The sequence below is a fragment of the Rhizobium nepotum 39/7 genome (genome assembly GCF_000949865.1).
GTDB classification, from domain to species: domain Bacteria; phylum Pseudomonadota; class Alphaproteobacteria; order Rhizobiales; family Rhizobiaceae; genus Agrobacterium; species Agrobacterium nepotum.
This window is the reverse complement of sequence record NZ_JWJH01000008.1, coordinates 89380-113042: the sequence shown is the minus strand read 5'-3', so window position 1 is coordinate 113042 and position 23663 is coordinate 89380. Positions and strand designations below refer to the sequence as shown.

At 58.9% G+C, this 23663-nt stretch carries 24 protein-coding genes; 5 read left to right on the top strand and 19 right to left on the bottom strand.

All coding sequences use genetic code 11. The annotated features are described in order from the left end of the window. Positions 1 to 94 precede the first annotated feature (94 nt). The 4 genes from RS75_RS10475 to RS75_RS10460 all read right to left on the bottom strand — a co-directional run bounded on the left by RS75_RS10475 (position 95) and on the right by RS75_RS10460 (position 4287). Positions 95 to 1228, bottom strand: a complete 1134-nt coding sequence (locus tag RS75_RS10475; protein ID WP_045020079.1) for an ABC transporter substrate-binding protein — start codon at positions 1226 to 1228, stop codon at positions 95 to 97. A gap of 185 nt (positions 1229 to 1413) precedes the next feature. Continuing rightward, complete coding sequence (locus tag RS75_RS10470) at positions 1414 to 1767, bottom strand: cyclophilin-like fold protein (RefSeq protein ID WP_234704242.1); 354 nt, start codon at positions 1765 to 1767, stop codon at positions 1414 to 1416. Between the two features lie 209 nt (positions 1768 to 1976). Next, on the bottom strand, positions 1977 to 3086 hold the full coding sequence (locus RS75_RS10465) for an alpha/beta hydrolase (protein ID WP_045020075.1): 1110 nt from the start codon (positions 3084 to 3086) through the stop codon (positions 1977 to 1979). A gap of 58 nt (positions 3087 to 3144) precedes the next feature. Further along, positions 3145 to 4287, bottom strand: a complete 1143-nt coding sequence (locus RS75_RS10460) for an MFS transporter (protein WP_234704241.1) — start codon at positions 4285 to 4287, stop codon at positions 3145 to 3147. A 190-nt stretch (positions 4288 to 4477) separates the two neighbouring features. Here RS75_RS10460 and RS75_RS10455 point away from each other — a divergent pair, with 190 nt between their 5' ends. Further along, the gene (locus RS75_RS10455) at positions 4478 to 5398 is read left to right on the top strand and encodes a LysR family transcriptional regulator (protein WP_045020073.1); all 921 of its coding nucleotides are present in this window, start codon (positions 4478 to 4480) and stop codon (positions 5396 to 5398) included. A gap of 52 nt (positions 5399 to 5450) precedes the next feature. Here RS75_RS10455 and RS75_RS10450 read toward each other — a convergent pair whose 3' ends face one another. From RS75_RS10450 to RS75_RS10400, 11 genes are all read right to left on the bottom strand, one after another. Beyond that, positions 5451 to 5846 carry a c-type cytochrome gene (locus RS75_RS10450; protein ID WP_045020071.1) on the bottom strand — a complete coding sequence of 132 codons (396 nt, stop codon included), beginning with the start codon at positions 5844 to 5846 and terminating at the stop codon, positions 5451 to 5453. Positions 5847 to 5917: 71 nt separating this feature from the next. Further along, positions 5918 to 6478: a gluconate 2-dehydrogenase subunit 3 family protein gene (locus RS75_RS10445; protein WP_045020069.1), complete on the bottom strand. Its 561-nt coding sequence runs from the start codon at positions 6476 to 6478 to the stop codon at positions 5918 to 5920. Further along, a complete protein-coding gene (locus RS75_RS10440) occupies positions 6478 to 8163 on the bottom strand; it encodes a GMC oxidoreductase (protein WP_045020067.1) in 1686 nt (561 codons plus the stop codon). The genes RS75_RS10445 and RS75_RS10440 overlap by 1 nt, the downstream gene beginning before the upstream one ends. A gap of 138 nt (positions 8164 to 8301) precedes the next feature. Further along, positions 8302 to 9156, bottom strand: a complete 855-nt coding sequence (locus RS75_RS10435; RefSeq protein ID WP_045020066.1) for a sugar phosphate isomerase/epimerase family protein — start codon at positions 9154 to 9156, stop codon at positions 8302 to 8304. 128 nt (positions 9157 to 9284) lie between these two features. After that, positions 9285 to 10454 (bottom strand): Gfo/Idh/MocA family protein, encoded by a 1170-nt coding sequence (locus tag RS75_RS10430; protein WP_045020064.1) that lies wholly within the window; start codon positions 10452 to 10454, stop codon positions 9285 to 9287. A gap of 11 nt (positions 10455 to 10465) precedes the next feature. Next, positions 10466 to 11515 (bottom strand): sugar phosphate isomerase/epimerase family protein, encoded by a 1050-nt coding sequence (locus tag RS75_RS10425; RefSeq protein WP_045020062.1) that lies wholly within the window; start codon positions 11513 to 11515, stop codon positions 10466 to 10468. Between the two features lie 60 nt (positions 11516 to 11575). Next, positions 11576 to 12598, bottom strand: a complete 1023-nt coding sequence (locus tag RS75_RS10420) for a LacI family DNA-binding transcriptional regulator (RefSeq protein WP_045020060.1) — start codon at positions 12596 to 12598, stop codon at positions 11576 to 11578. A gap of 3 nt (positions 12599 to 12601) precedes the next feature. After that, complete coding sequence (locus RS75_RS10415) at positions 12602 to 13570, bottom strand: ABC transporter permease (protein WP_045020058.1); 969 nt, start codon at positions 13568 to 13570, stop codon at positions 12602 to 12604. A gap of 1 nt (position 13571) precedes the next feature. Beyond that, positions 13572 to 14516 (bottom strand): ABC transporter permease, encoded by a 945-nt coding sequence (locus tag RS75_RS10410; protein ID WP_045020056.1) that lies wholly within the window; start codon positions 14514 to 14516, stop codon positions 13572 to 13574. Then, entirely contained in the window at positions 14513 to 16006 is a 1494-nt protein-coding gene (locus RS75_RS10405; protein ID WP_045020055.1) for a sugar ABC transporter ATP-binding protein, read from the bottom strand. The genes RS75_RS10410 and RS75_RS10405 overlap by 4 nt, the downstream gene beginning before the upstream one ends. Positions 16007 to 16130: 124 nt before the next feature. Beyond that, positions 16131 to 17153 carry a substrate-binding domain-containing protein gene (locus RS75_RS10400; RefSeq protein ID WP_045020054.1) on the bottom strand — a complete coding sequence of 341 codons (1023 nt, stop codon included), beginning with the start codon at positions 17151 to 17153 and terminating at the stop codon, positions 16131 to 16133. 308 nt (positions 17154 to 17461) lie between these two features. Here RS75_RS10400 and RS75_RS10395 point away from each other — a divergent pair, with 308 nt between their 5' ends. After that, a complete protein-coding gene (locus tag RS75_RS10395; protein WP_045020052.1) occupies positions 17462 to 17857 on the top strand; it encodes a (R)-mandelonitrile lyase in 396 nt (131 codons plus the stop codon). A 273-nt stretch (positions 17858 to 18130) separates the two neighbouring features. Here RS75_RS10395 and RS75_RS10390 read toward each other — a convergent pair whose 3' ends face one another. Continuing rightward, positions 18131 to 18334 carry a cold-shock protein gene (locus RS75_RS10390; protein WP_045020049.1) on the bottom strand — a complete coding sequence of 68 codons (204 nt, stop codon included), beginning with the start codon at positions 18332 to 18334 and terminating at the stop codon, positions 18131 to 18133. A gap of 353 nt (positions 18335 to 18687) precedes the next feature. Then, positions 18688 to 19236 (bottom strand): TetR/AcrR family transcriptional regulator, encoded by a 549-nt coding sequence (locus RS75_RS10385; protein ID WP_045020048.1) that lies wholly within the window; start codon positions 19234 to 19236, stop codon positions 18688 to 18690. A gap of 111 nt (positions 19237 to 19347) precedes the next feature. Between RS75_RS10385 and RS75_RS10380 the strand changes: the two genes are divergently transcribed. Then, complete coding sequence (locus tag RS75_RS10380) at positions 19348 to 20136, top strand: SDR family NAD(P)-dependent oxidoreductase (protein WP_045020212.1); 789 nt, start codon at positions 19348 to 19350, stop codon at positions 20134 to 20136. A 55-nt stretch (positions 20137 to 20191) separates the two neighbouring features. Beyond that, a complete protein-coding gene (locus tag RS75_RS10375) occupies positions 20192 to 21283 on the top strand; it encodes an alkene reductase (protein WP_045020046.1) in 1092 nt (363 codons plus the stop codon). Positions 21284 to 21443: 160 nt separating this feature from the next. On the opposite strand, the gene RS75_RS10370 is transcribed toward RS75_RS10375, so the two are convergent. Then, complete coding sequence (locus RS75_RS10370; RefSeq protein WP_045020044.1) at positions 21444 to 22328, bottom strand: LysR family transcriptional regulator; 885 nt, start codon at positions 22326 to 22328, stop codon at positions 21444 to 21446. A 155-nt stretch (positions 22329 to 22483) separates the two neighbouring features. Between RS75_RS10370 and RS75_RS10365 the strand changes: the two genes are divergently transcribed. After that, positions 22484 to 23137 carry a hydrolase gene (locus RS75_RS10365; protein WP_045020042.1) on the top strand — a complete coding sequence of 218 codons (654 nt, stop codon included), beginning with the start codon at positions 22484 to 22486 and terminating at the stop codon, positions 23135 to 23137. Between the two features lie 101 nt (positions 23138 to 23238). Here the strand turns inward: RS75_RS10365 and RS75_RS10360 are convergent, their stop codons facing one another. Next, complete coding sequence (locus RS75_RS10360; RefSeq protein WP_045020040.1) at positions 23239 to 23643, bottom strand: VOC family protein; 405 nt, start codon at positions 23641 to 23643, stop codon at positions 23239 to 23241. Between the last annotated feature and the right edge of the window lie 20 nt (positions 23644 to 23663).

The following is a 23663-nucleotide window of genomic DNA, read 5'->3' as shown; positions in this document are numbered from 1 at the left end:
GTTGATCGCAGGTGGAACCGGTCCTGACACCGTCGCAAACGCGAAGACCGGAGCTACTGCCTGATGACCAATAACCGCATCACGCGAAGCGCCGTTATTTTGTGGAGGCGTCGAAGCTGACGGCATAGCCAGGTTTGTATTCGATCGGCAGAAACTTCCTGTGGTACTCAGCGAATGTCTGATCCGGATCAAGGTCGGCAAACAGGTCCGGATGAAGCCATTTGGCAATCCACTGGATGGCGATGAATTCGTAGGGACTGTTATAAAACTGGTGCCAGATGCCATGAAAGCTGTTCGTCATCTGCGCAGTTGTGCCTGTGTAGGCATCGCGCGTCGGATACCATTCCAGTTTTTTACGTGCCTGATTGAGATCTGCCCCCGGCCCTAAGGGAATCCAGCGCCCTCCCGGCACGTAAGCCTGCCAGTCGGCGCTTGTAACGATCACCTGATCGGGATTGGACACGACCACCTGTTCAGGATTGAGTTGCCCAAAGGTTGACGGCAGGAATTCGCTTCCGATGTTTTTGCCACCGGCCAGCTCAACGTATTTTCCGAAGTTTTCGGCGCCAAAGGTCAGGCAGCAATCGTCGGAATATCCGCCGATGCGCTCGATAAACACTTTGGGGCGGTCTGGCTTGGCCTGCTCCAGAACGCTCTCCACCCGCTTCATTGCCTTCTTTCTGAATGCAATGACTTCCTCCGCCCTCTCTTCGCGCCCCATGATCTTGCCGAGAATCCGGATTGTCGGATCGGTGTTTTTCAAGGGAGAATGGCGGAAATCGACATAGAGCACTGGAATATCCAGTGATGCTAACTTCTCGACGTATTGTGCCTCCTCATTTGCCTGTTTGGCCTCGAGATTGAGAAGGACGACATCCGGTTTCTGGACGACGGCGGATTCGATATCGATAAGGCTGCCTTCATGACCTTTGAAGGTGGGCAGTTTCGCGAGCGCCGGGAATTTGTCGAGATATTGTTTGTAGGTCGCGGGATCGGCGTCGATCAGATCGTTGCGCCAGGCGACGATACGCTGAAACGGGTTCTCTTGATCAAGTGAGGCGATCAGATAGAGCTGACGGCCTTCTCCAAGCAGCATGTGCTGAACAGGGACGTTGACCTCTACACGCCGTCCGGCAATGTCGGTAATCGTCATCGGGTGTGGCTGTGCGACATTGTCTTCGGCGCAAACGAACGCAGGAAAGGTCAGCGAAAGAGAGAGCAGTGTCATAAAGCCGAGGTGCCGTTTCACGGAGTATCTCCAATGGGTCTTTACATCTTTGCGGAAAACCGGGCCCGCACGCGTAAGACAGGGATATTACGTAAAGGCGCGAGACAAAAGGGTAATTTGCCTCTGGGCCGGCCGCTGGTTCAAGGCGGGCAGGATTGCCACGTTTCTCCTGCCGCTATCGATTATTAGCGCAGTTTTTCGATTCTGATGGTGACCTTGCCGGGTCGATCAAAGATCGAGGCATCACTGGGGATATGACCCAAGATCACGATGCCAGGCTGCGGCACGCGTCCATCACGGTAGTAGATGACGAAATCGCCCGAACTCCAGAGGCCGAGCGTACCAATGGAGAACTCGCGCTGGCGCGGAGCGGACGGTAAGGCGGAGGGCAGGTCGCCGGTCTTTTCCTGACGCAGATGATCGTCCATCTCAATCGTCAACGGCAACAATGCGACAAGGGCACGAGTGGCCGCGTTGTCAGCCAGTTCGGCAGTAACGTTACCCCAGTCGGAGGAAATCAGAACGCGGTCCTGCGCCAATGCGGATACTCCAGTCTGAAGTGATATTAAAGCCGCCACGAATGTTGTCTCTACGAAACTTTTCATACGTCACCCATTTTTGCCAAGACCATGATTTTTGCCGGTCGATCCAGGGCCGGACGTGGCGTAGTGAGCCGCCCGCGGCACGAGACATATGGCTGGCGATACCGGCGCCATTAGAAGCGCCGGCAAGCTCACGGGTATTTTTGTTACGCGAGGTGCTGATCGAAAAAGTTTTTCAGCTTGTCGAACGGGATAAGATCCACCCGATCGTAGAGATCGACATGGCCCGCTCCCTTGACCCAGACCAGTTCCTTGGGTTCCGAAGCCCGATTGTAGGCGTCTTCGCTGAACTCCTTCGAGTGGGCCTGGTCGCCGGAGATGAACAGCATCGGGCGCGGGGAGATCGTCTCGATGTCGTTGAAGGGGTAAAAGTTCGCGAACTTCACGACGCTGCTCATGGTCGGCTTTGTCGTTGTCCGTGGTATCGCGCCAGTTGGTGTAAACTCGCCGCGGGGCGTGCGGTAGAAATCGAAGAATTCGCGCTGTACCGGATCAGTGTCGGCGGTCAATTCGAGCGTCGTACCGCCGACATACTGAATTTCCGCCCCGTCCGTCTCAGCCCAGCGCTGCTCGGCAGCCGAGGCTATGAACTGCTTGCGCTGCTCGACGCTCTGGGACTTGTTGAGGGCGTTGCGAAATGCCGAACCCATGTCATACATGCTAACCGTTGCAACCGCTTTGATACGCGGATCGATCTTGGCGGCGCTGATGACGAAGCTACCACTGCCGCATACGCCGATCGCGCCGATATTCTGTCGATCCACGAAAGAATGTGAACCGAGGAAATCGACGCCCGCGCTGAATGCTTCGGCATAGATTTCCGGCGACACCAGATTGCGGGACTGCCCCTCGCTTTCTCCCCAGAAGGGCAGGTCGATCGACATCGCGACAAAACCCTGCTCCGCCATCTTGGTGGCATAGAGGTTTGCGCTCTGTTCCTTCACCGCTCCCATCGGGTGTCCGACGATGATTGCCCGGTTCTTTGCCGTCTGATCTATGTTCTTTGGGAGGAAGATGTTGCCGGCGACATTCGTCTGGTACTGGGTTTTGAAGATGACCTTCTGCAGGGTTACCCTGTCACTGGTGTAAAAATTGGCCGCGCCGTTGGACATGTCCTGAGCCTTTGCATTCGAGGTGTCGAAAATGGACATCGCTCCGAGTGCGGCTACACCGGCGCCGGTCATCTTGAGTAGGCGGCGGCGGTCGATGCCGGTGTTATAGGGATTTGCGTTGTCTATGTCTGGGTTGTTGGTCATCTACATGTCTCCTTGAGTGGTGCTTCGATTGAAATGATCCGGAGGGAACGCTGAGTTTTCAGAGGCGTGCCGAACGCCATGCGGCAATGGCGAGGAGGGACGAACCTGTCAGGAGGACTGCGGCGAACAGGAAGGCAGTCCACCAGCCCCCGCTGTCGAACAGGATGCCACCGAGCGACGCGCCCAGCGTGATGGCGAGCTGGATTGTTGCTACCTGAAGCCCGCCACCCGCTTCCGCGTCGTCGGGCATCGTTCTGGCCAGCCAGATGCCCCAGCCAACCGGAGCGGCCGTACTGAAAAGCCCCCACATGAACAGCAACATAGACGTGGCGGCGATGGACGAACCGAACACGATCAGGCCAACGGAGATCAGGGCCATGATCAGGGGAATTACGCCCAGAATGCTGAACAGGCGTTTCTGAAGCAGACGGCTGACGAGATACGTTCCGGCGATCCCCGCCAGGCCCATCGATAGAAGCAGGAGCGAGAGCGTCGAAATCGAGACCGCGGTGACAGTCTCCAGAAATGGCCGAAGATAGGTGAAGAGCGCGAACTGACCCATGAATAGCAGCGTGATGGACGCCATGCCGATGGCGACCTGCGGGCGAGCGAGCAGCTTGAAAACGTTCGTAGAGTCTTCGCTGCGTTTCGGAGGGAGCGAGGGAAGGCTGATCCACTGCCAGATAAGAGCTAGAAGTGCGAGCGGAACTACCGCAAAAAAGGCGCCGCGCCAGCCGATATAGCTTCCGAGAAAGCTGCCGAGCGGCGCGGAGATCGTCGCTGCAATGGCGTTACCCGCGTTCAGCATCGCTAGCGCCTTGGGAACAGAAACCTCGGGGACAAGCCGCATCACCACTGCCGTGGACATCGACCAGAATCCGCCGATTGCGATGCCCAGCACGGCCCGACCGATCATCAATACGGGATAATTCGGCGCGAAAGTGACGACCGTTCCCGACACAATCAGGAACAGCGAAAAAGATGTCACGACGACCCGACGGTCGATCCGACGCGTGAACCCAGCAACGAAGAGGCTGGTCAACACGGCAAATATCCCCGAGATCGAAATCGCCTGGCCGGCATGTCCCTCTGTGACGCCAAGATCCGTGGCGATCGGAGAGAGCAGGGCGACCGGCATGAATTCTGAGGCAATGAGGACCGCGACGCACAGCGCCAGGGAGAAAACCGCTCCCCAGGCCACCACCGGCTCCCCGGCCTGAGTTGCCGTTTCATGAACAACGTCAGCATGAACAAGGGCAATGTCTTCGGATCGTGTTTGCGCTTGGTATGTCATGACCGCAACATACGCTGATCGGCGTTTCGCGATTAGCTATTGCAATCCTCTTGTACTTATCGATCTATGATATTAATCGACAGTCTCAGGAGACGTCATGAAAAGGGAAGACCTGAACGATATGCTGTGGTTTCTGGCCGTCGCAGAGGAGCGCAGCTTCACCAAGGCGGCGGCAAAGCTCGGCACCTCACAATCAACGATCAGCCACACCATTAAAAAGCTTGAGACGCGGTTGGGATTGAGGCTTCTCACGCGCACCACGCGTAGCGTTTCGCCAACGGAAGCTGGAGAGAGATTGATCCGTTCGCTTGCACCCCGGATCGAGGAGCTTGAAGCCGAGATCGATGAACTCATGGAGATCAGGGACAAGCCATCGGGCACCGTCAGGATAACTCTGTCGGATTACGCCCAGGAAAGTGTTGTGTGGCCGAAACTACGCCCTGTCCTGCGCCAGTATCCTGATATCAAAGTCGAATTGAACACCGACAATGGGTTTCGAAACATCGTGGAAGAGAAGTTCGATGCAGGCGTGCGTCTGGGTGAGAGTGTCGACAAGGACATGATCGCGGTCCGGATCGGTCCCGACTGGCGTTTGGTCGCGGTCGCCTCTCCTGAATATCTCGCGAGGCGAATAGCTCCAGAGACGCCCCAGGAGCTGATCGGTCATGACTGCATCAACCATCGGCAAGCGCGGGCTGGCGGCCTTTATGCATGGGAGTTCGAAAAAGATGGCAGGGAGGTCCGCGTCCGCGTCGACGGGCAGCTAATTTTCAACACCTCCTACGCGATGATCGATGCGGCGGTTGGCGGATACGGCATAGCCTATGTACCGGAAAGCCTTGTCGTGGATGAAATCGCTTCGGGCCGGCTCATCCAGCTTCTGGATGATTGGTGCCCGATGTTTCCGGGCTACTATCTGTATTACCCGAGCCGCCGGCAGAACTCTCCGGCGTTCAAGATCGTTGTCGACGCACTGAAATCCGATGTGTTCAAGCATGGAATATCGCCCCCCGGATAGAGTGATATTTGCCCAATTTCGGTTCTGTGGATTTACCGTTTTGGCGGCTATTTCATTCGGCCGGTTTCGAAGCCGCACTTTCGATATAGGCGATGAGATTGTCCAGCTCTTCGGGTTTGCTGACGCCAGCCGAGGCCATTTTATTTCCGGGTATCTTCTTCTTGGGCGCGCTCAGAAAATCCCGCAATTCTTCGACCGTCCACACCTGTCCGTCCTCGCCGGCCTTTTTCATCGCGGTTGAATAGTTGTAGTCGGCAGCGCCGCCCGCCGCACGGCCGATGATCCCGTTGAGCTGCGGGCCGACCTTGTTTTTCGCACCCTCGCCAATGGCGTGACAGGCGGAACAGCGCTTGAAGACCGCTTCCCCCTTGACCAGATCACCCTCCGCCAGAGCGGGAATGGCGCTGGTTGCCAGCATTGCCGCCGTGATGATTATTCTCTTGCGCATTTTGTCATCCTTTGTCTTGCCGCATGAACGCAACCCGCCCGCAGAAGCCGGCGGGTCGGCTCGATCTGAATTCAGGTCGTGCCCCAGGCAGGCGTACCCTTCTTGTAAGGAACGCAGGTTTCGAAGCCGCCGGGGATCTCGTCGTAAACGAGAACTTCGGTCGCACCGATCTTTGAGGTAAAGAAGCCGAGCAATGTCAATTGCTTGACGAGCGTGAAGGCCTGCGGGACGGTCGGCGTCTGTTCCGCCCGGGCTTTTTTATCCAGTGCGGAAATCAGCGTCTGCCGTTCCTGCGGCGTCAGCTCCAGAAAGGCCTTCTTGTGCTCCGCCTGGCTGCGGTTTTCGATCTCCGCCATTGCGGACAAGAAGAGTTTCCGCTGCTCGTCGGTATAACAATCGGCAACATATACGGCCATGAATGCGCCGACGGCGGCATCCTTCGCACCCGGCGTGGATGTCCGGGGAATGATCGTCTCCGCCACCTCGTCCAGAAGCCGGATATCTTCCGGGCTGAAGACGTGGGCGTCGCCGACGGGCTTGGCGGCATTTTCCGCAGCCGTGACCACGTCCGCGCCGATCAGGGGAAGGCCGGTTGCAATGGCTATCAGTTTCAGCAGATCGCGTCTGTTCATCACAGGTTCCCCTTCTTGAGTTCGGAAACGGCGAATTCGGCGGCACGCGCCGTCAGCGCCATATACGTGAGCGACGGGTTGACGCAGGCAGCCGAGGTCATGCAGGCGCCGTCGGTCACGAAGACATTGGGCGCATCCCAGACCTGATTGTTGCCGTTGAGCACGGAGGTTTTCGGATCGCGCCCCATGCGGGCCGTGCCCATTTCGTGAATGCCCATGCCGGGTGCGTAGCTGCCCTTGTTGGGCTTGACGTTCTTGATGCCGACCGCTTCGAACATCTCGACGGCGTCATTGACCATGTCTTCGCGCATATCGAGTTCGTTCTGCTTCATCTCGACATTCATCGACAGGACCGGCAGGCCCCATTTGTCCTTCTTGTCGTGGTCCAGCTTCACGCGGTTCTCGTGATAGGGCAGCATTTCACCGAAAGCGGTCATGCCGATGGTCCAGCCGCCCGGCTCGGTCAGTGCATCCTTGTAGTCGGCTCCGATGTTGAGTTCGGCGATTTCCCGCTCCCAGCGTGTGCGGCTGGCCGATCCCTGGTAACCGAAACCGCGCAGATATTTCCGCTTGTCGTCGCCGGTGTTGCGGAAGCGCGGGATATAGAAGCCCGCCGGGCGGCGGCCCTTGAAATAGAACTCCTCGAAACCTTCCACCTCGCCGGTGGCGCCCATGCGGAAATGGTGGTCCATCACATTGTGGCCGAGTTCGCCAGAGCTGCTTCCAAGCCCGCCTTCCCAGACATCGGTGGCCGAATTCATCAATACCCAGGTCGAGTTCAGCGTCGAGGCGTTGAGGAAGATCACATCGGCGGTGTATTCATAGGTGAGGTTGGTCTCGGCATCGATGATCTCGACGCCGCGCGCCTTCTTCTTGTCCTTGTCGTAAAGGACTTCCTTCACGATGGAGAAAGGCCGGAGCGTGAGATTGCCGGTTGCGACCGCCGCAGGCAGGGTCGATGCCTGCGTGCTGAAATAGCCGCCGAATGGACAGCCCAACCGACACTTGTTGCGGAACTGGCAGCGTGTACGGTCCTGATCGGGAAGTTCCTGCGTGATGTTGGCGCAGCGCGAATTGATGAGGTGGCGCGTGCCCTTGAAGGCGGATTTCAGCCGGCGGGCCACATCCTCTTCCACGCAATTGAGAGGAATGGGCGGAAGAAATTCACCATCGGGGAGGATATCCAGCCCCTCGCGGCTGCCGGAAATGCCGGCAAAGCGCTCGACATAGTCATACCACGGAGAAATATCCTGATAGCGGATAGGCCAGTCGACGGCGATGCCTTCTTTGGCATTGGCCTCGAAATCGGTCTGCGACCAACGATAGGTCTGGCGTCCCCACAAAAGCGAACGGCCGCCGACGTGATAACCACGGAACCAGTCGAAACGCTTTTCCTCGACATAGGGCGTTTCCTGTTCGTCGGCCCACATGCCAAGCGTGGCCTCTTCCAGCAGATAGTCGCGGCTGAGAACCGGATATTTCGCCTTCATCTCCTGCGTGGCACGGTTGCGGTGGGGATAATCCCAGGCTTCCTTATCCGCATTCTGATAGTCGGTGATATGCTCGATGTTTCTGCCGCGCTCCAGCAGCAGCACCTTCAGGCCTTTTTCCGTGAGTTCCTTTGCGGCCCAGCCTCCACTTATGCCTGAGCCGACGACAATCGCATCGTAGTGATTGTTTGCCATGATAACTCCTCCGATTGGTACTTGGGTAAAAAGTCGACAAGACGAAACACTCCCCGTCGTGACGCGGCGGGAACTGGGTCTATATCTTTCGAACCTTGTGCTCCCCGGCGGACCGACCGTCGGGGAGCGATTTCGGTTTTACTGAATTGTCGGGAGGCGTTCTTTGAGGAACGCGTTGCCTTTGGTCACAACCGCTTCGGCATCGAGCGGAAGGTCGTGTTCAAGGATGAACCACTGTGCGCCGGCATGTTTGGCCGCCGGCAGAATTGCCTTCCAGTCGAGAACGCCGGTGCCGAGCGTTGCAAAACCACGCTCGTTTTCCGCTGTGCCCGTCGGCGCATTGTCCTTGGCGTGGATTGCGAAAACCCGACCTTTCAACGTGCCAAGGAATTGGGCAGGATCATTGCCGCTACGCGCGACCCAGGCGACATCGAGTTCGGCTTGCAGTTTCGGACCCGCCGCATCGAGCAGCAGCTCGAGCGCCGTCTTGCCGTCGAACTTGACCATTTCAAAATCATGGTTGTGGTAGGCCATGGCGATACCTGCCGTCGAAAGCTTGTCGGCATATCCACCAAGCTCTTTACCGAAGGCGGTCCAGCCTGCGGCGTCAGTCGGGCGCTGTTCCGGCTTGAGGAAAGGCACGGTCACGACCGGATTGCCCACAGCCTTCTGCTCGGTGATAACCTCATCGAGATTACCGCGCAGCTTGTCGATCGGCACATGCGAGGAAATGACCTTGATCTTGTGCTTTTCCAGAAGCGCGTTCAACTCGCTGGCGCTGACCTTCTGCATATCTACCGTTTCAACGGCCGAGACGCCCGCGCGGTTGAGAATGGCAAGCTGCTCCTCAAGCGTTCCGGCGTTGCGAAGTGTGTACATTTGCGCGGCAATCGGCAGCGCCTTGCTGTCATCGGCGAAAACCGGATTTGCGATACCGGCCGCCAATCCAACGACGAATGCCATCTTTGCGAATTTTGACTTGAACGTTTTCAAACGCGTAACTCCCTTTCCGTTTGATCAATGTGACGACACGCCTGCCCGTGCTCTCCCGAGCAATTAGCCGGGTAATGCTGGGCACAACCTCCGATGCCCTGCGTCGTCAGTCTCCGATATCCAGCGATCTAGATATCGATCCCTACCCAGGACGAGGTCAGGCTGGACCGAACGGCCGCATCGATGAATGCGAGACCCGCAAGGCCGTCCTCTATGCCGGGATAAATCACATCCCCGGCGGCTGTTTTTCCCTCCCTTTTGGCGATGATTGCATCTGCGGCTTCACGGTAGATCGTCGCAAAACCTTCGAGATATCCTTCCGGGTGCCCGGATGGCACGCGGCTGACGCGGTTGGCCGCAGCCCCCGCACCCGCGCCATTGCGCGTAATCAGCCGCTTCGGCTCCCCATAAGGTGTGAACCACAGCTCGTCCGGCACCCGGTGGTGCCACTCAAGCCCACCCTTATCGCCATAGACCCTCAACGACAGGGCGTTTTCATTGCCGACAGCGATCTGGCTTGCCCAGAGCATGCCTTTCGCGCCGCTTTCGTAACGCAGCAGAATATTGGCGCTGTCATCCAGCTGCCTGCCCGGAACGAACGACGTCAGATCGGCATAGAGGCTATTGGGGATCTCACCCGTAACGAAGGCGGCGGCATTGAAGGCATGGGTGCCGATGTCGCCGATTGCCCCGCCCGCGCCGGATCGGCTCGGATCGGTGCGCCATTCCGCGCCCTTCGCGCCGGTCTTTTCCACCGCTTCGGTCAGCCAGTCCTGCGCATATTCCGCCTGGACATGGCGCAGCTTGCCGATGGCTCCATCAGCAACCATCTCCCGCATCTGCCGCAACATGGCGTAGCCGGTGTAATTATGCGTCAGGATGAACAGCCGGTCGGACGCCCTGACGATCTTGGCCAGATCTTTGGCCTCTTCGATCGTCGCGGTGACGGGCTTGTCGCAGATGACATGAATGCCGGCTTCGAGAAACGCCTTGGACGGGGCGAAATGCAGGTGGTTGGGGGTGACGATGGCCACCGCCTCGATACCGTCTTCACGTCCGGCTTCGGCCGCCGCCATTTCCTGAAACGAAGCATAGGAGCGCTCAGGCGCAATGCCGAGCAGGGTTGCCGAGGCGCTGGCGCGTGCCGGGTCGGAAGAAAGCGCGCCCGCCACCAGTTCGTAACGGTCGTCCAGCCGCGCCGCAATGCGATGCACCCCGCCGATAAAGGCGCCCTGACCGCCGCCCACCATGCCGAGACGAATACGACGGCTATTAAATTTCGCTGTTGCGGAGGACATGGCTATCCCTTTCAAAGACCGAGAAGGCGACGATTGGCGGCATCATCGACGCCGCTTTTGGCGAAATCGTCGAAAGCCCGCTCGGTCACGCGGATGATGTGATTTTCAATGAAGCCGACACCTTCGCGCGCCCCGTCTTCCGGGTGTTTCAGCGCGCATTCCCATTCCAGCACGGCCCAGCCATCGAAGTCGTATTGCGTGAGTTTGGAAAACACCGCGCCGAAATCGACATGCCCGTCACCGAGCGACCGGAACCGCCCCGGCCGGTCGACCCAGCTCTGATAGCCGCCATAGACGCCGGAACGGCCAGTCGGATTAAACTCGGCATCCTTGACGTGAAAGGCGCGGATGCGCTCGTGATAGATGTCGATGAAGTCAAGATAATCCATCGCCTGAAGCACGAAATGCGAGGGATCGTAGAGGATGTTGGCGCGCGGATGGTTGCCGGTTACCTCGAGAAAACGCTCGAAGGTAACGCCGTCATGCAAATCTTCGCCGGGATGCAGTTCGTAGCAGAGATCGACGCCATTCTCCTCGAATGTATCGAGAATGGGCGTCCAGCGCTTACCCAGTTCCGCGAAGGCCAGTTCGACAAGACCGGACGGACGTTGCGGCCAGGGGTAGACGAACGGCCAGGCAAGCGCGCCGGAAAAACTCGCATGGCTTTTCAGACCCAGATGCTGGGAGGCTTTCGCCGCGCACTTCAGCTGATTAACCGCCCATTCCTGACGCGCCTGCGGTTTGCCACGTAGCTCAGCGGGCGCGAAACCATCGAACATCTCGTCATAGGCGGGGTGAACGGCGACGAGTTGGCCCTGAATATGGGTCGAAAGCTCGGTAATCTCGATACCCATCTCGGCCAGATGGCCCTTGATGTCGTCACAATAGGTCTTGGAAGCGGCGGCCTTTTCCAGATCAAAGAGCTTGGGATCGGTCGGCAATTGAATGCCCTTGTAACCGAGGGAAGCCGCCCATTGGCCGAGATTGTCGAGCGTGTCGAAGGGTGCTTTGTCCCCAACAAATTGCGCGAGGAAAATCGCGGGTCCTTTGATCGTCTTCATATCCGTACGCTCCTTACATTCCCAATTGGCATTCCCAATTCGGGGCATTCACATTTCAGTTTACCGGTGCGGCGAGCGGCAGGGCGCGACGGAGCCGCGCACCACCAGTTCCGTGTCCAGCACGATGGTTTCGGCCGTGCGTTTGCCGTTCAACCGGTCAACCATCAGCGCCATGGCTTTCCGGCCCATCTCCTGCCGGGGCTGGCGCACTGTCGTCAGCGGCGGTTCGAAGGCATTGGCGAAAATGATATCGTCGAAGCCGATGACGGAGACGTCGGCCGGAACCGAAATCCCGCGTCCACGCAATTCGCTGATGGCACCAATCGCCATCTGGTCGCTCGATGCGAAGATCGCGGTGAAGGAGATGCCGCTTTCGAGAAGTCCGGCGATCGCACGGCGGCCGGCTTCGATGCTGTAATCGCCCGTCACCACCAACTCATCGGAATAGCCGATACCGGCTTCCGAAAGCGCATCCCGGTAGCCCTCGAAACGCTCTTTCGCCAGACTTTCCGGGAAGGGGCCGGCAAGATGCGCGATCTTCGTGTGCCCCGCCTCGATCAGATGACGCACGGCGTTTTTGGATGCGGCGCGGTTGTCGATCTTGACCGTGGGCAAAGCGAGGCCTGGCACGGTTTCCGAGGCGATGACGATCGGCGGCAGCGTGTCGGCCTGATCGAGAAGCTCTGAAGGAAACTGGCCGGTCATCAGGATAAGGCCATCGGCATGTTTCTGCCGGACCATGTCGATATGGGTCGCCACGCGGTTCTCGTCATTACGGGCGTCGCCCATCAAGACCTTGAAGCCCGCTTCCCCCGCCGCTTCCTCCACGCCCTTGTAGATTTCGAGATAAAAGGGGTTGCCTATATCGCGAACGAGAAGAATGACGGTGTTGTTGGATTGACGCCGGAAGCTCGCGGCCTGGGCGTTGGGAACAAAGTTCGCCTGCCGGACGGCGTCGAAAACCTTCTTCCTGGTTTCCGGGCGAACCTTGTCGGGTTGTTGCAGCGCCCGCGATACGGTCGCGATGGAAACGCCCGCGAGAGCTGCAACTTCCCTGATATTCGAACCTTGTTCTTTGCTCATCTATCACACACGCAACTGCTTTTGGCGGCCATAAAGCAGCATCAGCGCAAGTAACGTGACACCGAATATGATCTGCCGGGCCCATACATCGAGGTTGAGCGTTATCAGTACGCTTTGCAGAATGGTGAGTGCAACTGCCCCGGCCATGGTTCCGACATATCCGCCGGCACCGCCGGCAAGCGAAGTGCCGCCGATGACGACCGCGATGATCGACGGAAGAACATATTGGTCGCCGACGGAAATGAACGACGTGCCGGTATAACCGATCACGCAAACCCCGGTCAGCCCGGCAAACAGGCCGGACAGGCCGTAAAGCAGCGTGCGGATCAGGGACACGGGTAAACCAATCAGCGTCGCCGCCCGCTCATTGGAGCCGATGGCGTAAATGGAGAAACCGAACGCCGTTCTGCGCAGCACGAACAGCATGATCGCAGCAATGCCGAGCCAGACGAACAGGACGCCGGGAATGCCGAAAACGAGCGGACGGTTAATGAAGCCCGCCAAGAGGGGCGCAGCCGCACCTGATGGAACGCCCTGCGAATAGACCACCAGCCCGCCCTGGATGACCGCCGTCATGCCGAGTGTCATGACCAGCGGCGGAATGCGCACGAAGGTGATGCCGAGGCCGTTGATCAGACCGATCAGGAACGGGATGCCGCCTGCGACCAGTATGGCGAGCGGGATGCCCGCATTCTGGCCGTTCATCATATTGCCGGCAAGGACAGCACCAAGCGAGATCATCGCGCCGACGGACAGATCGATACCTTCGCGTCCGCCGAGGATCACGAGGTTTTGGCCCGCCGCAACGATGCCGAGAATGGCGGCGATCGTCAGCAGCCGCACGATTTGCGAGCCTTGCGCGAAGCCGGGCGACAATAATTCGCCGACCAGCAGCAGGAAGACTGACGCGCCAATCGCAATGGTCAGGGGATCGGTGATGAGGGATTTGATTTGCAAGCCGGGATTGGTCATGTCAACGCCTCGTCACCAGAACGCCGCCGGCAAGCGCCGTCAGCACGATCAAACCCTGCACCAATGTCTGGTACTCGAAGGGCAAGCCCGCAAAGAAAATCACATTGCCGATCATGCCAAGAACCAGCGCCCCGGCAATCGACCCTGTCGAGCTGCCAAACCCACCGGAAAGCGCTGTGCCGCCGAGAACCACCGCCGAGATGGAGGAGAGCGCCAGGCTTGCGCCGAGCAGGGGGTCGCCGGAGGCGGTTTCGCCCGTCAGACACAGCGCTGCGAGCGCCGAAAACAGACCGGAGATCATGTAGGCGCCGATGCGGATACCGGAGAGGCGCAAACCCGTCTGGAAGGCTCCGGTGCGATTGCCGCCCACGGCCAGCAGATGGGTTTGAAAGGGAATGCGCGATACGATCAGGGTAAAGGCAATGCCGGCGAGCAGCACCCAAAATACGAATGGCAAGCCGATGAAGCTACCGGAATAGGTCTGCCAATAGGCTTCCGGCACGGGAAGGCCTGCCTGTGGCAGAACCCAGATCGCAAGCCCGGCGAATATGATCCCCGTTGCGAAGGTCGTGACGATCGGCTGGAAACGCAGGCCGGATATGAAGAGGCCATTGACCAGTCCGCAGATCAGCCCGACTGCGACCCCTGCTCCCATGCCGGCGACGACAGCACCTGCCGTGCCGTCAAGCGCCGCAATGACGCTGACGGTGACGACATTCGCCAGCGCCACGATGCTGCCGACCGACAGATCGATATCTCCCGCCAAAATGACGTAGGTCTGGCCGATGGCGACGAGGATCAAAGGAAGAAACGTCGTCAGGTTCGACTGCAGAACCGCCGGCTGAATGAAGGATGGCTGCAACCCCGTGTTCACGGCAATAAGAATTGCGAGAACGACAAGGGTTATGATCCAGGGTTGCTTGCGCAGGAAACCGAGGGAATTCATGCGGCGTCTCCATAGGCGGCGCGGGTCATGTTTACGGATGTCATGTCGGCTCCGGTCAGCTCCGCAGAAATGCGCCCGCCGTTGAACACGAGAATGCGGTCGGCATATTCGAGGATTTCCGCATCTTCCGAGGAATAGAAAAGAATGGTCGCTCCGGCATCGGCCTGCTGCCGCATCAGCGCGAAGAGATCGGCCTTGGCGCCAAGATCGATGCCCTTGGTCGGGTCGTCGAGCAGCAGCAGTTTCGGCGAGGTGGCAAGCCAGCGGGAAATGAAGATCTTCTGCTGGTTGCCGCCCGAAAGTGTGCCGATCGGCATGTCCAGGCCCGCGAACTTCGTCTTCATATCGTCCGCAACCTTCTGCACACGCGGCTTCAGCGTCGCGGGCCGGACCAGCCGCATCTTTTCGCGCACCATGAGAGCCGCGACGAGATTTTCAAAGATCGACCGGCCCTGAAGGGAGGCATCGCGACCGCGATCGCCCGACACATAGGCAAAACCGCTGTGAACCGCTTGCGAAGGCTTGCCGATAACGATGTCTCGGCCCTCGAACTGGATTTGCCCTGCGGCAAAGGGGCTGGCGCCGAACAGGCCCTTCAGCAAGGCAGACTGGCCTTGACCCTGCAGGCCGGCCAAGCCGATGATTTCGCCCGGATAGGCTTCCAGAGTGACACCGCGAACGCCCTCGCCCGCAACATCCGTTACCTTCAGGCTGGGCGCTGCGCCTGCGCGTCCCTGCTGGCGGGCGGGCGCGGCGCGGACATCACCGACCATGTCGTGCACGACGGTTTCGCGGGTGGTGGCGGTTGTGTCGAGTTCGGAGATGGTCGCGCCGTTACGCATGACGGTGATGCGGTCGCAGACCGCGAAAACCTCATCGAGCCGGTGGGAAATCATGATGGTGGAGATGCCGTCGGCCTTCTTGGCCCTGAGGATCTCGAAAAAACGCTGGGACTGGCGGCCATCGAGGGCTGCCGTTGCCTCATCCATGATCATGAGGCTGGCATTCTGAGCGAAGACCTTGAGGATTTCGACGAGCTGGCGCTGATCGGGCGGCAGATTGCCAACGATCGCATCCGGCTCCAGCCCTTTACCGGCAACTCCGTCGAAAAGCGCAATCAGCTTGCGCGCCTCGGTTTTCAAGGCCTTGCTATCGACGAAAACGCCGCGTTTCGGCTCGCGCCCGAGAAAAATATTGTCGGCAACGGAAAGCTGCGGGATGAGGCTGAGTTCCTGGTAAAACAGCGCGATGCCGGCGTTTTCGGCGTCACGGGGACTTCTGAAGCGCACGTCCTCGCCGTTGAACCGGATCGTTCCGCTGGTCGGCGCAACCGCGCCCGCAACGATCTTGCAGAGCGTGCTCTTGCCGCAACCATTCGCGCCGAGCAGCGCGTGGATTTCACCACGGCCGACGGTCAGCCTGCCGGCGGAAAGCGCCCGCACGGCGCCAAAATTCTTCGTTATGCCGGCCGCTTCCAGAGCGTTCGCCATCGCATGTCCCCGAATTGTGCTTGTCATTGTGTTTCGTCACTGGCGGAGACGGAAAAGAACGCGTCGTCCGCACAAGAAATTGCGAAATTCGGGCTGGCAAATGACCGCCAGCCCGAAGCCGGTCTTATTTGAAGAACTCGCCAGCCTGCTCCGGCGTCACGGTTGCCGTGACGGACCAGTAGCCCGGCTTGCCATCGGCGGCCTTGATGTTGTCCGCGAGGTTGTCGGTGCTGACGAAGGGGATCGGAATATAGACAGCATTGCCATAGGTGCCGCCGAAAATGCCGTCCTTGAATTCCTTGCCCTGCAGCTTCAGCACAGCAACGTTGAGCGCGCTGGCCATCACACCAGGAGGATTGACCGAAGCGCCGGAGTTGAATTTTTCGGCTTCCCAGCGCGTCATGAAGTCCTTGCGGATTTCACCTGTTGCGGCAATGCCCTTGGTCTTGCCGGCGGCTTCGATTGCGCGCCATGCGCCATCGGCCATGCCGTCCTGCACCCAGACGCCGCTGATATCCGGATAGGTGGCGAGAAGGTTCTGCATGGCCTGCTGGCCCTGCGCCTGATCCCAGCTCGCATTGGCTTCGTTCAGCACCTTGATGTCAGGATATTTCTTGAACACTTCGCGGTAACCGGCGACGCGCGCTTCATTGGCGGGATTGCCGGCGATGCCGTTAATGGCGACGACGCTTCCCTTGCCCTTCAGCGTATCCGCAAGCCATTGCGCGGACTGCGCCGCCCAGGCCTTCTGGTCGATGCCGACATAAATCGCATCCTTCGAAGAAACTTCGGCATCGGTGGCGATAACGAGAATGTTGCGTGCTTTCGCCTGCGCGAAGATCGGATCGAAAGCCGTCGGGCTGCCGGGATTGATAAGGATCGCATCAACGCCCTGGTTCATGAAATTGCGGATATGACCGATCTGCCCCTGCACATCGACATTGCCGCTCTGAACGACGACTTCGACCTTGACGCCCTTTTCGCCCCACGCTTTCGCGGCAGCCTGGGCTTCCTCGATCATCTGCGTGCGCCACTCGCTGCCGACGAACGAATTGGAAAGACCGATCTTGAAGCTCTGTTCCTGCGCGTGCACGGACGTGCCGGCCGCCAGCACCATCGCGGCGGCAGCCATCAAATGTCTAAACATGAAAATTTGCTCCTCCAAGCAACGGATATCGACTATGAAACCGTTTACATTAGTAAATGTAACCGGTTTCACAAATGAGTCAATCCTGCGGACGATTTTTGTTGCGACCCTTGAAGAGGGGTGGAAAGAACGCTGCCAGTGTTGAAAAATGCCCTCAAAAGAGCAGCATGGCCCTCGTAACGGTTATGGTTGCGGGCTTCGGAGAAGACCTTCGAGCCTCTCAGGCTGATCTGATTTTTCATTCCTCAGTGGACAAGAGGGGTATTCCCAATTCAAATCGCCACACGATCCAAATCAGGAGATTGACCATGGAAATACTGCGTGCAGGAACACGGGCATCAGCCAAAGGCCCCGAAGCATGGTTCACGGGTGCGGTCCGTATCGACCCGCTTTTCAACCCGTTTGATGCCGAGCGGGTGCAGGGCGCTCAGGTCACTTTCGAACCCGGCGCTCGGACCGCCTGGCACACTCATCCGCTCGGCCAGACCCTGATCGTGGTTTCCGGGGTCGGTTGGGCACAGCGCGAGGGAGGCCAGGTGGAAGAAATCCGTCCCGGCGATATCGTATGGTTCGCACCCGGTGAAAGACATTGGCACGGGGCTGCACCCGATGTTGCCATGACCCATATCGCGCTTCAGGAAGTCAAGGACGGCAAGGTGGTGGACTGGATGGAGCAGGTCACGGACGACCAGTACGGGGGCTGATGCGACAGGAACGCATTTTTGTTGCCGCGCCGGCCTTCTTTCCAACCTTGCCTGGGGGCAGGCGGTTGATGGCGGTCGGCAATTTAGCTGTAACCATGACGGTTGCCGCGACAGTGATGCAGGCGTCGCGCAGATCGAAGAGCTTGGACTCTATTCATATCGCCGGTGCGGCCGTTCTAGAGCCGAGCTTACCAGGACCAGTGCGCTACACGGTCTGTTCCGGGTGGTCGAAGGTGCAGGCCCCGTCGAATCGACGAGGCCAAATTCACTCGGTTAGATGACGCTGACGTTTTCAGCCTTTGACTTTCCAGTCTTGCGATCTTGCCCGATATCGTAGTTGACCTTTTGGCCATCCTGAAGGGCGCCACCGAAACCTACGGCGGAGATGTGGACGAATACGTCCGGACCGCCATTGTCGGGGGTAATGAAACCGAAACCTTTATCCTGAGCGAAAAATTTAACTGTACCAGTTGCCATGATATCCTCCTTGCGTGCTTATCACACCAATGCATTATCGCGCACGAAGACGAACGGCAAGACTTTAGGTCCAGTGAATTGCATGGGCTCGTCGTCTTCGAGTGCTGGAGCCCGGGCCACGTTCGGATCGGGCGCCGTATCGACGCCCCAAGAGACTTTCACCCGGTCGCGCAGGTTTTCGCCAAGCAGCTACGAAAAACGGCGGCAGCGCCCAGTCCGACAGCGGTTGGATGATTTGAGGACCATGGGCGTATCATTTACGTTTTGAAACATGGACTTCAGTGGAAAGATGCGCTGGAGGAGCACGGGCCTTACAAGATGCCCGTAACCACTTCATCCGTCGAAGCGGCGATCTAACCGACGCTCGTATCTATCCATAAGCGTGTCTGCTCGAGAATCTCGTCGGACAATTCCGGATCGTCGATCGCCCGGGCGAGGGTAACAGCCCCCACCATCGCGGCCCAGCTTCCGATTGCTGCGCTTCGCCTGTCCGTTTGATCCAACTCCGGTAGTGACTTTTCTATCCGGTCGATCTGCGAGCGGAGACCCTCCGTCATGGTCGAGCGCGCCGCCGGGGTCTGGTGGCGGATGGCCGCAGCAAGGCCCGCCGTTGGGCAACCACCGGCGGCATTGTCACGATGACGCGGCGAAAGATAGGAACCGACATAAGCGCGAAAATCACCTTCTACGCCCGCATCCGCAGCAAGGACATGGGCGAGCGTCTGTGCGACCAGATCGTCCTTCGAGTTGAAATGCCCATAGAAGCCGCCATGAGTGAGACCGGCGGCTTTCATTACCTCCGCCACGCTGACCGCGTCGAACCCCTTGTCGCGAAACAGTCGGCTGGCAACCTCCAGAATTCGGCGGCGGTTCTCCGCCATCTGTTCTCGACTGACTTTCATTTTTAAAATTCTCCACCGGCATCATTGACATTTACATGATGGTCATCATATTTAGATTTAATCATGATGATCGTCATGAATATAGGCCCCATCAGCGAAAAGAGCAATGCCATGACCGCAATTCCATCAGTCCTCATCACCGGTGCCTCCACCGGTATCGGAGCTTCTTATGCCGAGCGGTTCGCGCGGCGTGGACACGACCTCGTGCTGGTTGCCCGAGACGCAGTAAGAATGGAGGCGTTAGCAGGCCGTCTTCGTCAGAAGCATGGCGTGGCAGTCGACATCATCCAGGCAGATCTTACGCAACCTGCTGATCTTGCGACGGTAGAGACGCGGCTGCGCGATGACGCCCGTATTGGGATACTGGTCAACAATGCCGGAACGGCCATCGGCGGAACATTCATCGAGCAGAGCACCGATGTCGTCGCCCGGCTGGTTGCGCTCAACACGACCGCACTTTTGCGGCTTGCCAGCGCCATCGCCCCGCGGCTTGCGAAGTCCGGCGAGGGGGCGATCGTCAACATCGGCTCCGTGGTCGGTCTGGCGCCGGAATTCGGCATGACGGTCTACGGTGCGACCAAAGCTTTTGTGCTGTTTCTGTCGCAGGGGTTGAGCCTCGAACTGGGACCGAAGGGCGTTTACGTCCAGGCTGTCCTTCCCGCCACGACACGCACCGAGATCTGGGAGCATGTCGGCGCCGACGTCAATGCGCTCTCCAACGTCATGGAGGTGGATGATCTGGTCGATGCGGCGCTGGTCGGCTTCGACCGCCGCGAGCCGGTGACCATACCGCCGCTTCCCGACGCGGGTCAGTGGGATGCGCTTGAAGCCGCACGTCAGGCCATGCTTGTCAATTTCGGCAACGCACAGCCAGCCGAGCGGTACCGTACGGTCGCCTGAGCATCAGGCGATCTAGCAGATATAGACCGCTACGGCGGCACACCACAGGTGAATTATGACCATCAAATCGCTGTTCGAGCCCTATACTCTTGGCTCATTGACCCTCTCCAATCGTATCGTGATGGCGCCTTTGACGCGCAATCGCGCTGGCCCGGGTTTCGTACCGGGAGATATCACCGCAGAATATTACGGCCAGCGCGCCTCGGCCGGGTTGATCATCTCCGAGGCTACGCAGATATCGCAGCAGGGACAGGGCTACCAGGACACGCCCGGCATCTATACCCAGGCCCAGATCGAGGGCTGGCGCAAGGTTACCGCCGCCGTGCATGCGAAAGGCGGCCGGATTTTCCTGCAACTCTGGCACGTCGGCCGCATCAGCCATGTTGACCTTCAGGAGAACGGCGCAGCACCGGTTGCACCTTCAGCAATACGGGCTGAGACAAAGACATTCGTCAACAATGCCTTCGTTGATGTTTCGCAACCCCGTGCCCTCGAAGTCGACGAGCTTCCGGGGATTGTCGAGGACTTCCGGCAGGCAGCTGCGAACGCCATTGCGGCCGGTTTCGATGGCGTCGAGATTCACGGGGCGAACGGCTATCTGCTCGACCAGTTCGCCAAGGACGGCGCCAACGTCCGCACGGACGCCTATGGCGGCTCCGTTGAAAACCGCGCCCGCCTGATGCTGGAAATCACGGCAGCGGTTGTCGGGGAAATCGGTGCCGCGCGCACCGGCATTCGGATTTCGCCGGTCTCGCCTGCCAACGGCGTTTCGAGCAGCGACGCCCAGACGCAATTTGATTACATCGTCGATCAGCTCGACGCTCTTGGCATCGTCTACATTCATGTTGTCGAGGGCGCCACCGGTGGGCCGCGCGATGTCACACCGTTCGACTTCGGATCGCTTCGCCGTCGCTTCCGCAACACCTATATCGCCAACAACGGATATGATCTCAAACTTGCGACGTCGCATCTCGCCGATGGCACGGCGGATTTGTTCGCCTTCGGTCGGCCGTTTATCGCCAATCCGGATCTGGTGGACCGTCTGAAGATGCTCGCGCCCCTCGCGGCGTTGGACCCGGCCACGCTCTATGGCGGTGGTGCCGCAGGCTATACGGATTATCCCCCATTCGCCGCGCCAGGCCAATAATCGCGTTGAGGCCGCACCTCGGTGCGGCCTTGATCATTTTGTTTTCTGAAACAAGGGTTTGCGGGCGTTGGTAGAACCCGCAGAGACATCATCACGCCGTAGTGGCGTTTTGTTCTGAGAACCTTTTACCGCCGGGCAGCCGCGGCGATAAATCGGCGGGCTATGCTCCCGGGGCGGTACCGTCATCGAAGCACTCGATCAGCATCTCGGTCAGGACCCGGATCTTCCGCGCGGGGTGTTGTGCCGGCGGGCGGACAACATAGATGCCGGCCGAAGGGACCGGATGTCGTGTCATGACGGGAACGAGCGCACCGGAAGCAATATGCTCATGGATGAGGCCGTCGGGCAGGTACGCGATCCCGAGCCCTGCGAGGGCGGCGGCGACGAGAGCGCTCCCGTTGTCGGCCTTGAAGCGCCCCTGGGGGCGGACTGTTACTGGTTTATCGCCATCCATAAGTTGCCAGGTTTCTGTGCCCTGCATCAGCGCCTGATGGTCGGACAGCTCCTGCAACGTTTCGGGCGCTCCATGAGCCCTGATGTAGTCCGGGCTTGCAACAACTTTACCGCGGATCGGTCCGACGCGTTTGGCGATCAAATTGGAATCCGGAAGAAAACCGAGCCGTATCGCACAATCGTAGCCTTCTGCGATGAGATCGACGACGTGATCACTGTAGCATGTGTGAATGTGGAGGAGAGGGTGGCGTCGTGCCATTTCCGCCAGCACGGAAGCGAAATGGGTTGGACCAAAGGACAGCGGTGCGGCAACCCTCAGGCGACCGCGAAGCTCGCCGGCGGGCAGAATGGTTTCCCTGGCGACGTCGATTTCCGCGCAGGCTCTGGCGGCATAGTCCCGGAATGTCGCCCCGGCTTCGGTTAGAGCCGCGCCCCTGGTCGTCCTTGCAAGGAGCTGGACGCCAAGTTCCTGCTCAAGCCGGATGAGCCGTCTGCTGACCATAGACTTGGAGACGCCCAAGCGAAGCGCCGCGGCTGAAATTCCGCCGGCATCGGCAACTTCCACAAAGGTTTCAAGCTCGACGATGTCCAAGTCAGCGTTCCCGTTTTTGCGACACAGCTTAACGGCAAAGAGTACTACCGCATCACAAATGGGGATGACAAGTTTTGGCCGTCCGGGAGCGCGGAACTCCGCGCATGTCCCGTTCGAAGCCCTATTCACCAACGACGCTAGCATAGGATGTATTCATGACCTTTCGTAACGGCCTTGATTCACTTCTTCGTCCTGAAGATTCCGTACTCGTTCTCATCGACCACCAGCCGTACCAGCTCACGAACCTGAACAGCCACGATCCGCATATGGTGGTGAACAATTCGACGGCTCTGGCAAAGGCAGCCAAGGCGTTTGGTGTGCCTACCATTTTGACAAGTGTAATCGCGGACCGGGGCGGACTCATTTTTCCTCAGATCACCGATGTATTCCCGGGCCAGGAGGTAATCGACCGGACGTTCATCAATACCTGGGAGGACCGGAAGGTGGTGGATGCTGTCAAGGCGACAGGCCGCAAGCAACTCATCATTGCCGGCCTATGGACCGAGGTTTGCGTCGCGATGCCGGTGATCCAGGCGCTGGGCGAAGGCTGGGATGTCACGGTCATCACCGACGCCTCGGGCGGGACTTCGGTCGAGGCTCATGAAGTCGCCATCCAGCGCATGATCGCGGCTGGTGCGAACATGATGACCTGGCTGGCGCTGGCCTCCGAATGGCAACGTGACTGGGCCAGAACCGCGCACGCCGCAGAGCTGACGGACGTGCTCAAGCAACATGCCGCCGGCAGCGGCATCGCGTATTTGTGGGAGCAGCAGTTGCTCAATACGCCGGTGCCGAGCATTCGAGGATAATCACAGCATGTATGACGAGAGTTGCGGTCGGATGCGTTGTGACAACGCGAAACGATCGTCTCTCTCGTCATTCCCGCTGCGGTCAATCGCCCTTTGTCATGTTAGCCGTCAACACTCAAATCCATATAGGCTGGCTCAAAAACATGGCCATCGAGGTCGGCGAAAGTGCGGAGATACATGAAACCCATATCCTGTGGCTCGCGAACATCCGCTTGCCCGCCCGCTTTTGCGGCGGCCTCAACCATGGCATCGACCTCTTCACGGCTTTCGCGGGAAAGCGCGATCATCATGCCGTTGGTCGCGTGGGCGTCGGCGACCGGCTTGTCGGTGAAGGTCTTGTAGTAGTCGTGCCGCAGAAGCTGGAATGTGATCGTATCCGACCACACCATCGAGCTCGCATCTTCGTTGGAGAACTGCTCATTCTTCTCACAACCGATCGCCTGATAGAAGGCGGTGGAAGCTGTCAGGTCTTTCACCGGAAGGTTCACGAAAATCGTTTTGGCCATTGTCTTTCTCCTCAAGTTTG

Coding starts and splice junctions, on each gene's coding strand:
- RS75_RS10475 (WP_045020079.1), bottom strand. CDS start 1,228: ATGACACTGCTCTCTCTTTCGCTGACCTTTCCTGCGTTCGTTTGCGCC.
- RS75_RS10465 (WP_045020075.1), bottom strand. CDS start 3,086: ATGACCAACAACCCAGACATAGACAACGCAAATCCCTATAACACCGGC.
- RS75_RS10455 (WP_045020073.1), top strand. CDS start 4,478: ATGAAAAGGGAAGACCTGAACGATATGCTGTGGTTTCTGGCCGTCGCA.
- RS75_RS10450 (WP_045020071.1), bottom strand. CDS start 5,846: ATGCGCAAGAGAATAATCATCACGGCGGCAATGCTGGCAACCAGCGCC.
- RS75_RS10445 (WP_045020069.1), bottom strand. CDS start 6,478: ATGAACAGACGCGATCTGCTGAAACTGATAGCCATTGCAACCGGCCTT.
- RS75_RS10440 (WP_045020067.1), bottom strand. CDS start 8,163: ATGGCAAACAATCACTACGATGCGATTGTCGTCGGCTCAGGCATAAGT.
- RS75_RS10430 (WP_045020064.1), bottom strand. CDS start 10,454: ATGTCCTCCGCAACAGCGAAATTTAATAGCCGTCGTATTCGTCTCGGC.
- RS75_RS10425 (WP_045020062.1), bottom strand. CDS start 11,515: ATGAAGACGATCAAAGGACCCGCGATTTTCCTCGCGCAATTTGTTGGG.
- RS75_RS10420 (WP_045020060.1), bottom strand. CDS start 12,598: ATGAGCAAAGAACAAGGTTCGAATATCAGGGAAGTTGCAGCTCTCGCG.
- RS75_RS10415 (WP_045020058.1), bottom strand. CDS start 13,570: ATGACCAATCCCGGCTTGCAAATCAAATCCCTCATCACCGATCCCCTG.
- RS75_RS10410 (WP_045020056.1), bottom strand. CDS start 14,516: ATGAATTCCCTCGGTTTCCTGCGCAAGCAACCCTGGATCATAACCCTT.
- RS75_RS10405 (WP_045020055.1), bottom strand. CDS start 16,006: ATGGCGAACGCTCTGGAAGCGGCCGGCATAACGAAGAATTTTGGCGCC.
- RS75_RS10400 (WP_045020054.1), bottom strand. CDS start 17,153: ATGTTTAGACATTTGATGGCTGCCGCCGCGATGGTGCTGGCGGCCGGC.
- RS75_RS10395 (WP_045020052.1), top strand. CDS start 17,462: ATGGAAATACTGCGTGCAGGAACACGGGCATCAGCCAAAGGCCCCGAA.
- RS75_RS10390 (WP_045020049.1), bottom strand. CDS start 18,334: ATGGCAACTGGTACAGTTAAATTTTTCGCTCAGGATAAAGGTTTCGGT.
- RS75_RS10385 (WP_045020048.1), bottom strand. CDS start 19,236: ATGAAAGTCAGTCGAGAACAGATGGCGGAGAACCGCCGCCGAATTCTG.
- RS75_RS10380 (WP_045020212.1), top strand. CDS start 19,348: ATGACCGCAATTCCATCAGTCCTCATCACCGGTGCCTCCACCGGTATC.
- RS75_RS10375 (WP_045020046.1), top strand. CDS start 20,192: ATGACCATCAAATCGCTGTTCGAGCCCTATACTCTTGGCTCATTGACC.
- RS75_RS10365 (WP_045020042.1), top strand. CDS start 22,484: ATGACCTTTCGTAACGGCCTTGATTCACTTCTTCGTCCTGAAGATTCC.
- RS75_RS10360 (WP_045020040.1), bottom strand. CDS start 23,643: ATGGCCAAAACGATTTTCGTGAACCTTCCGGTGAAAGACCTGACAGCT.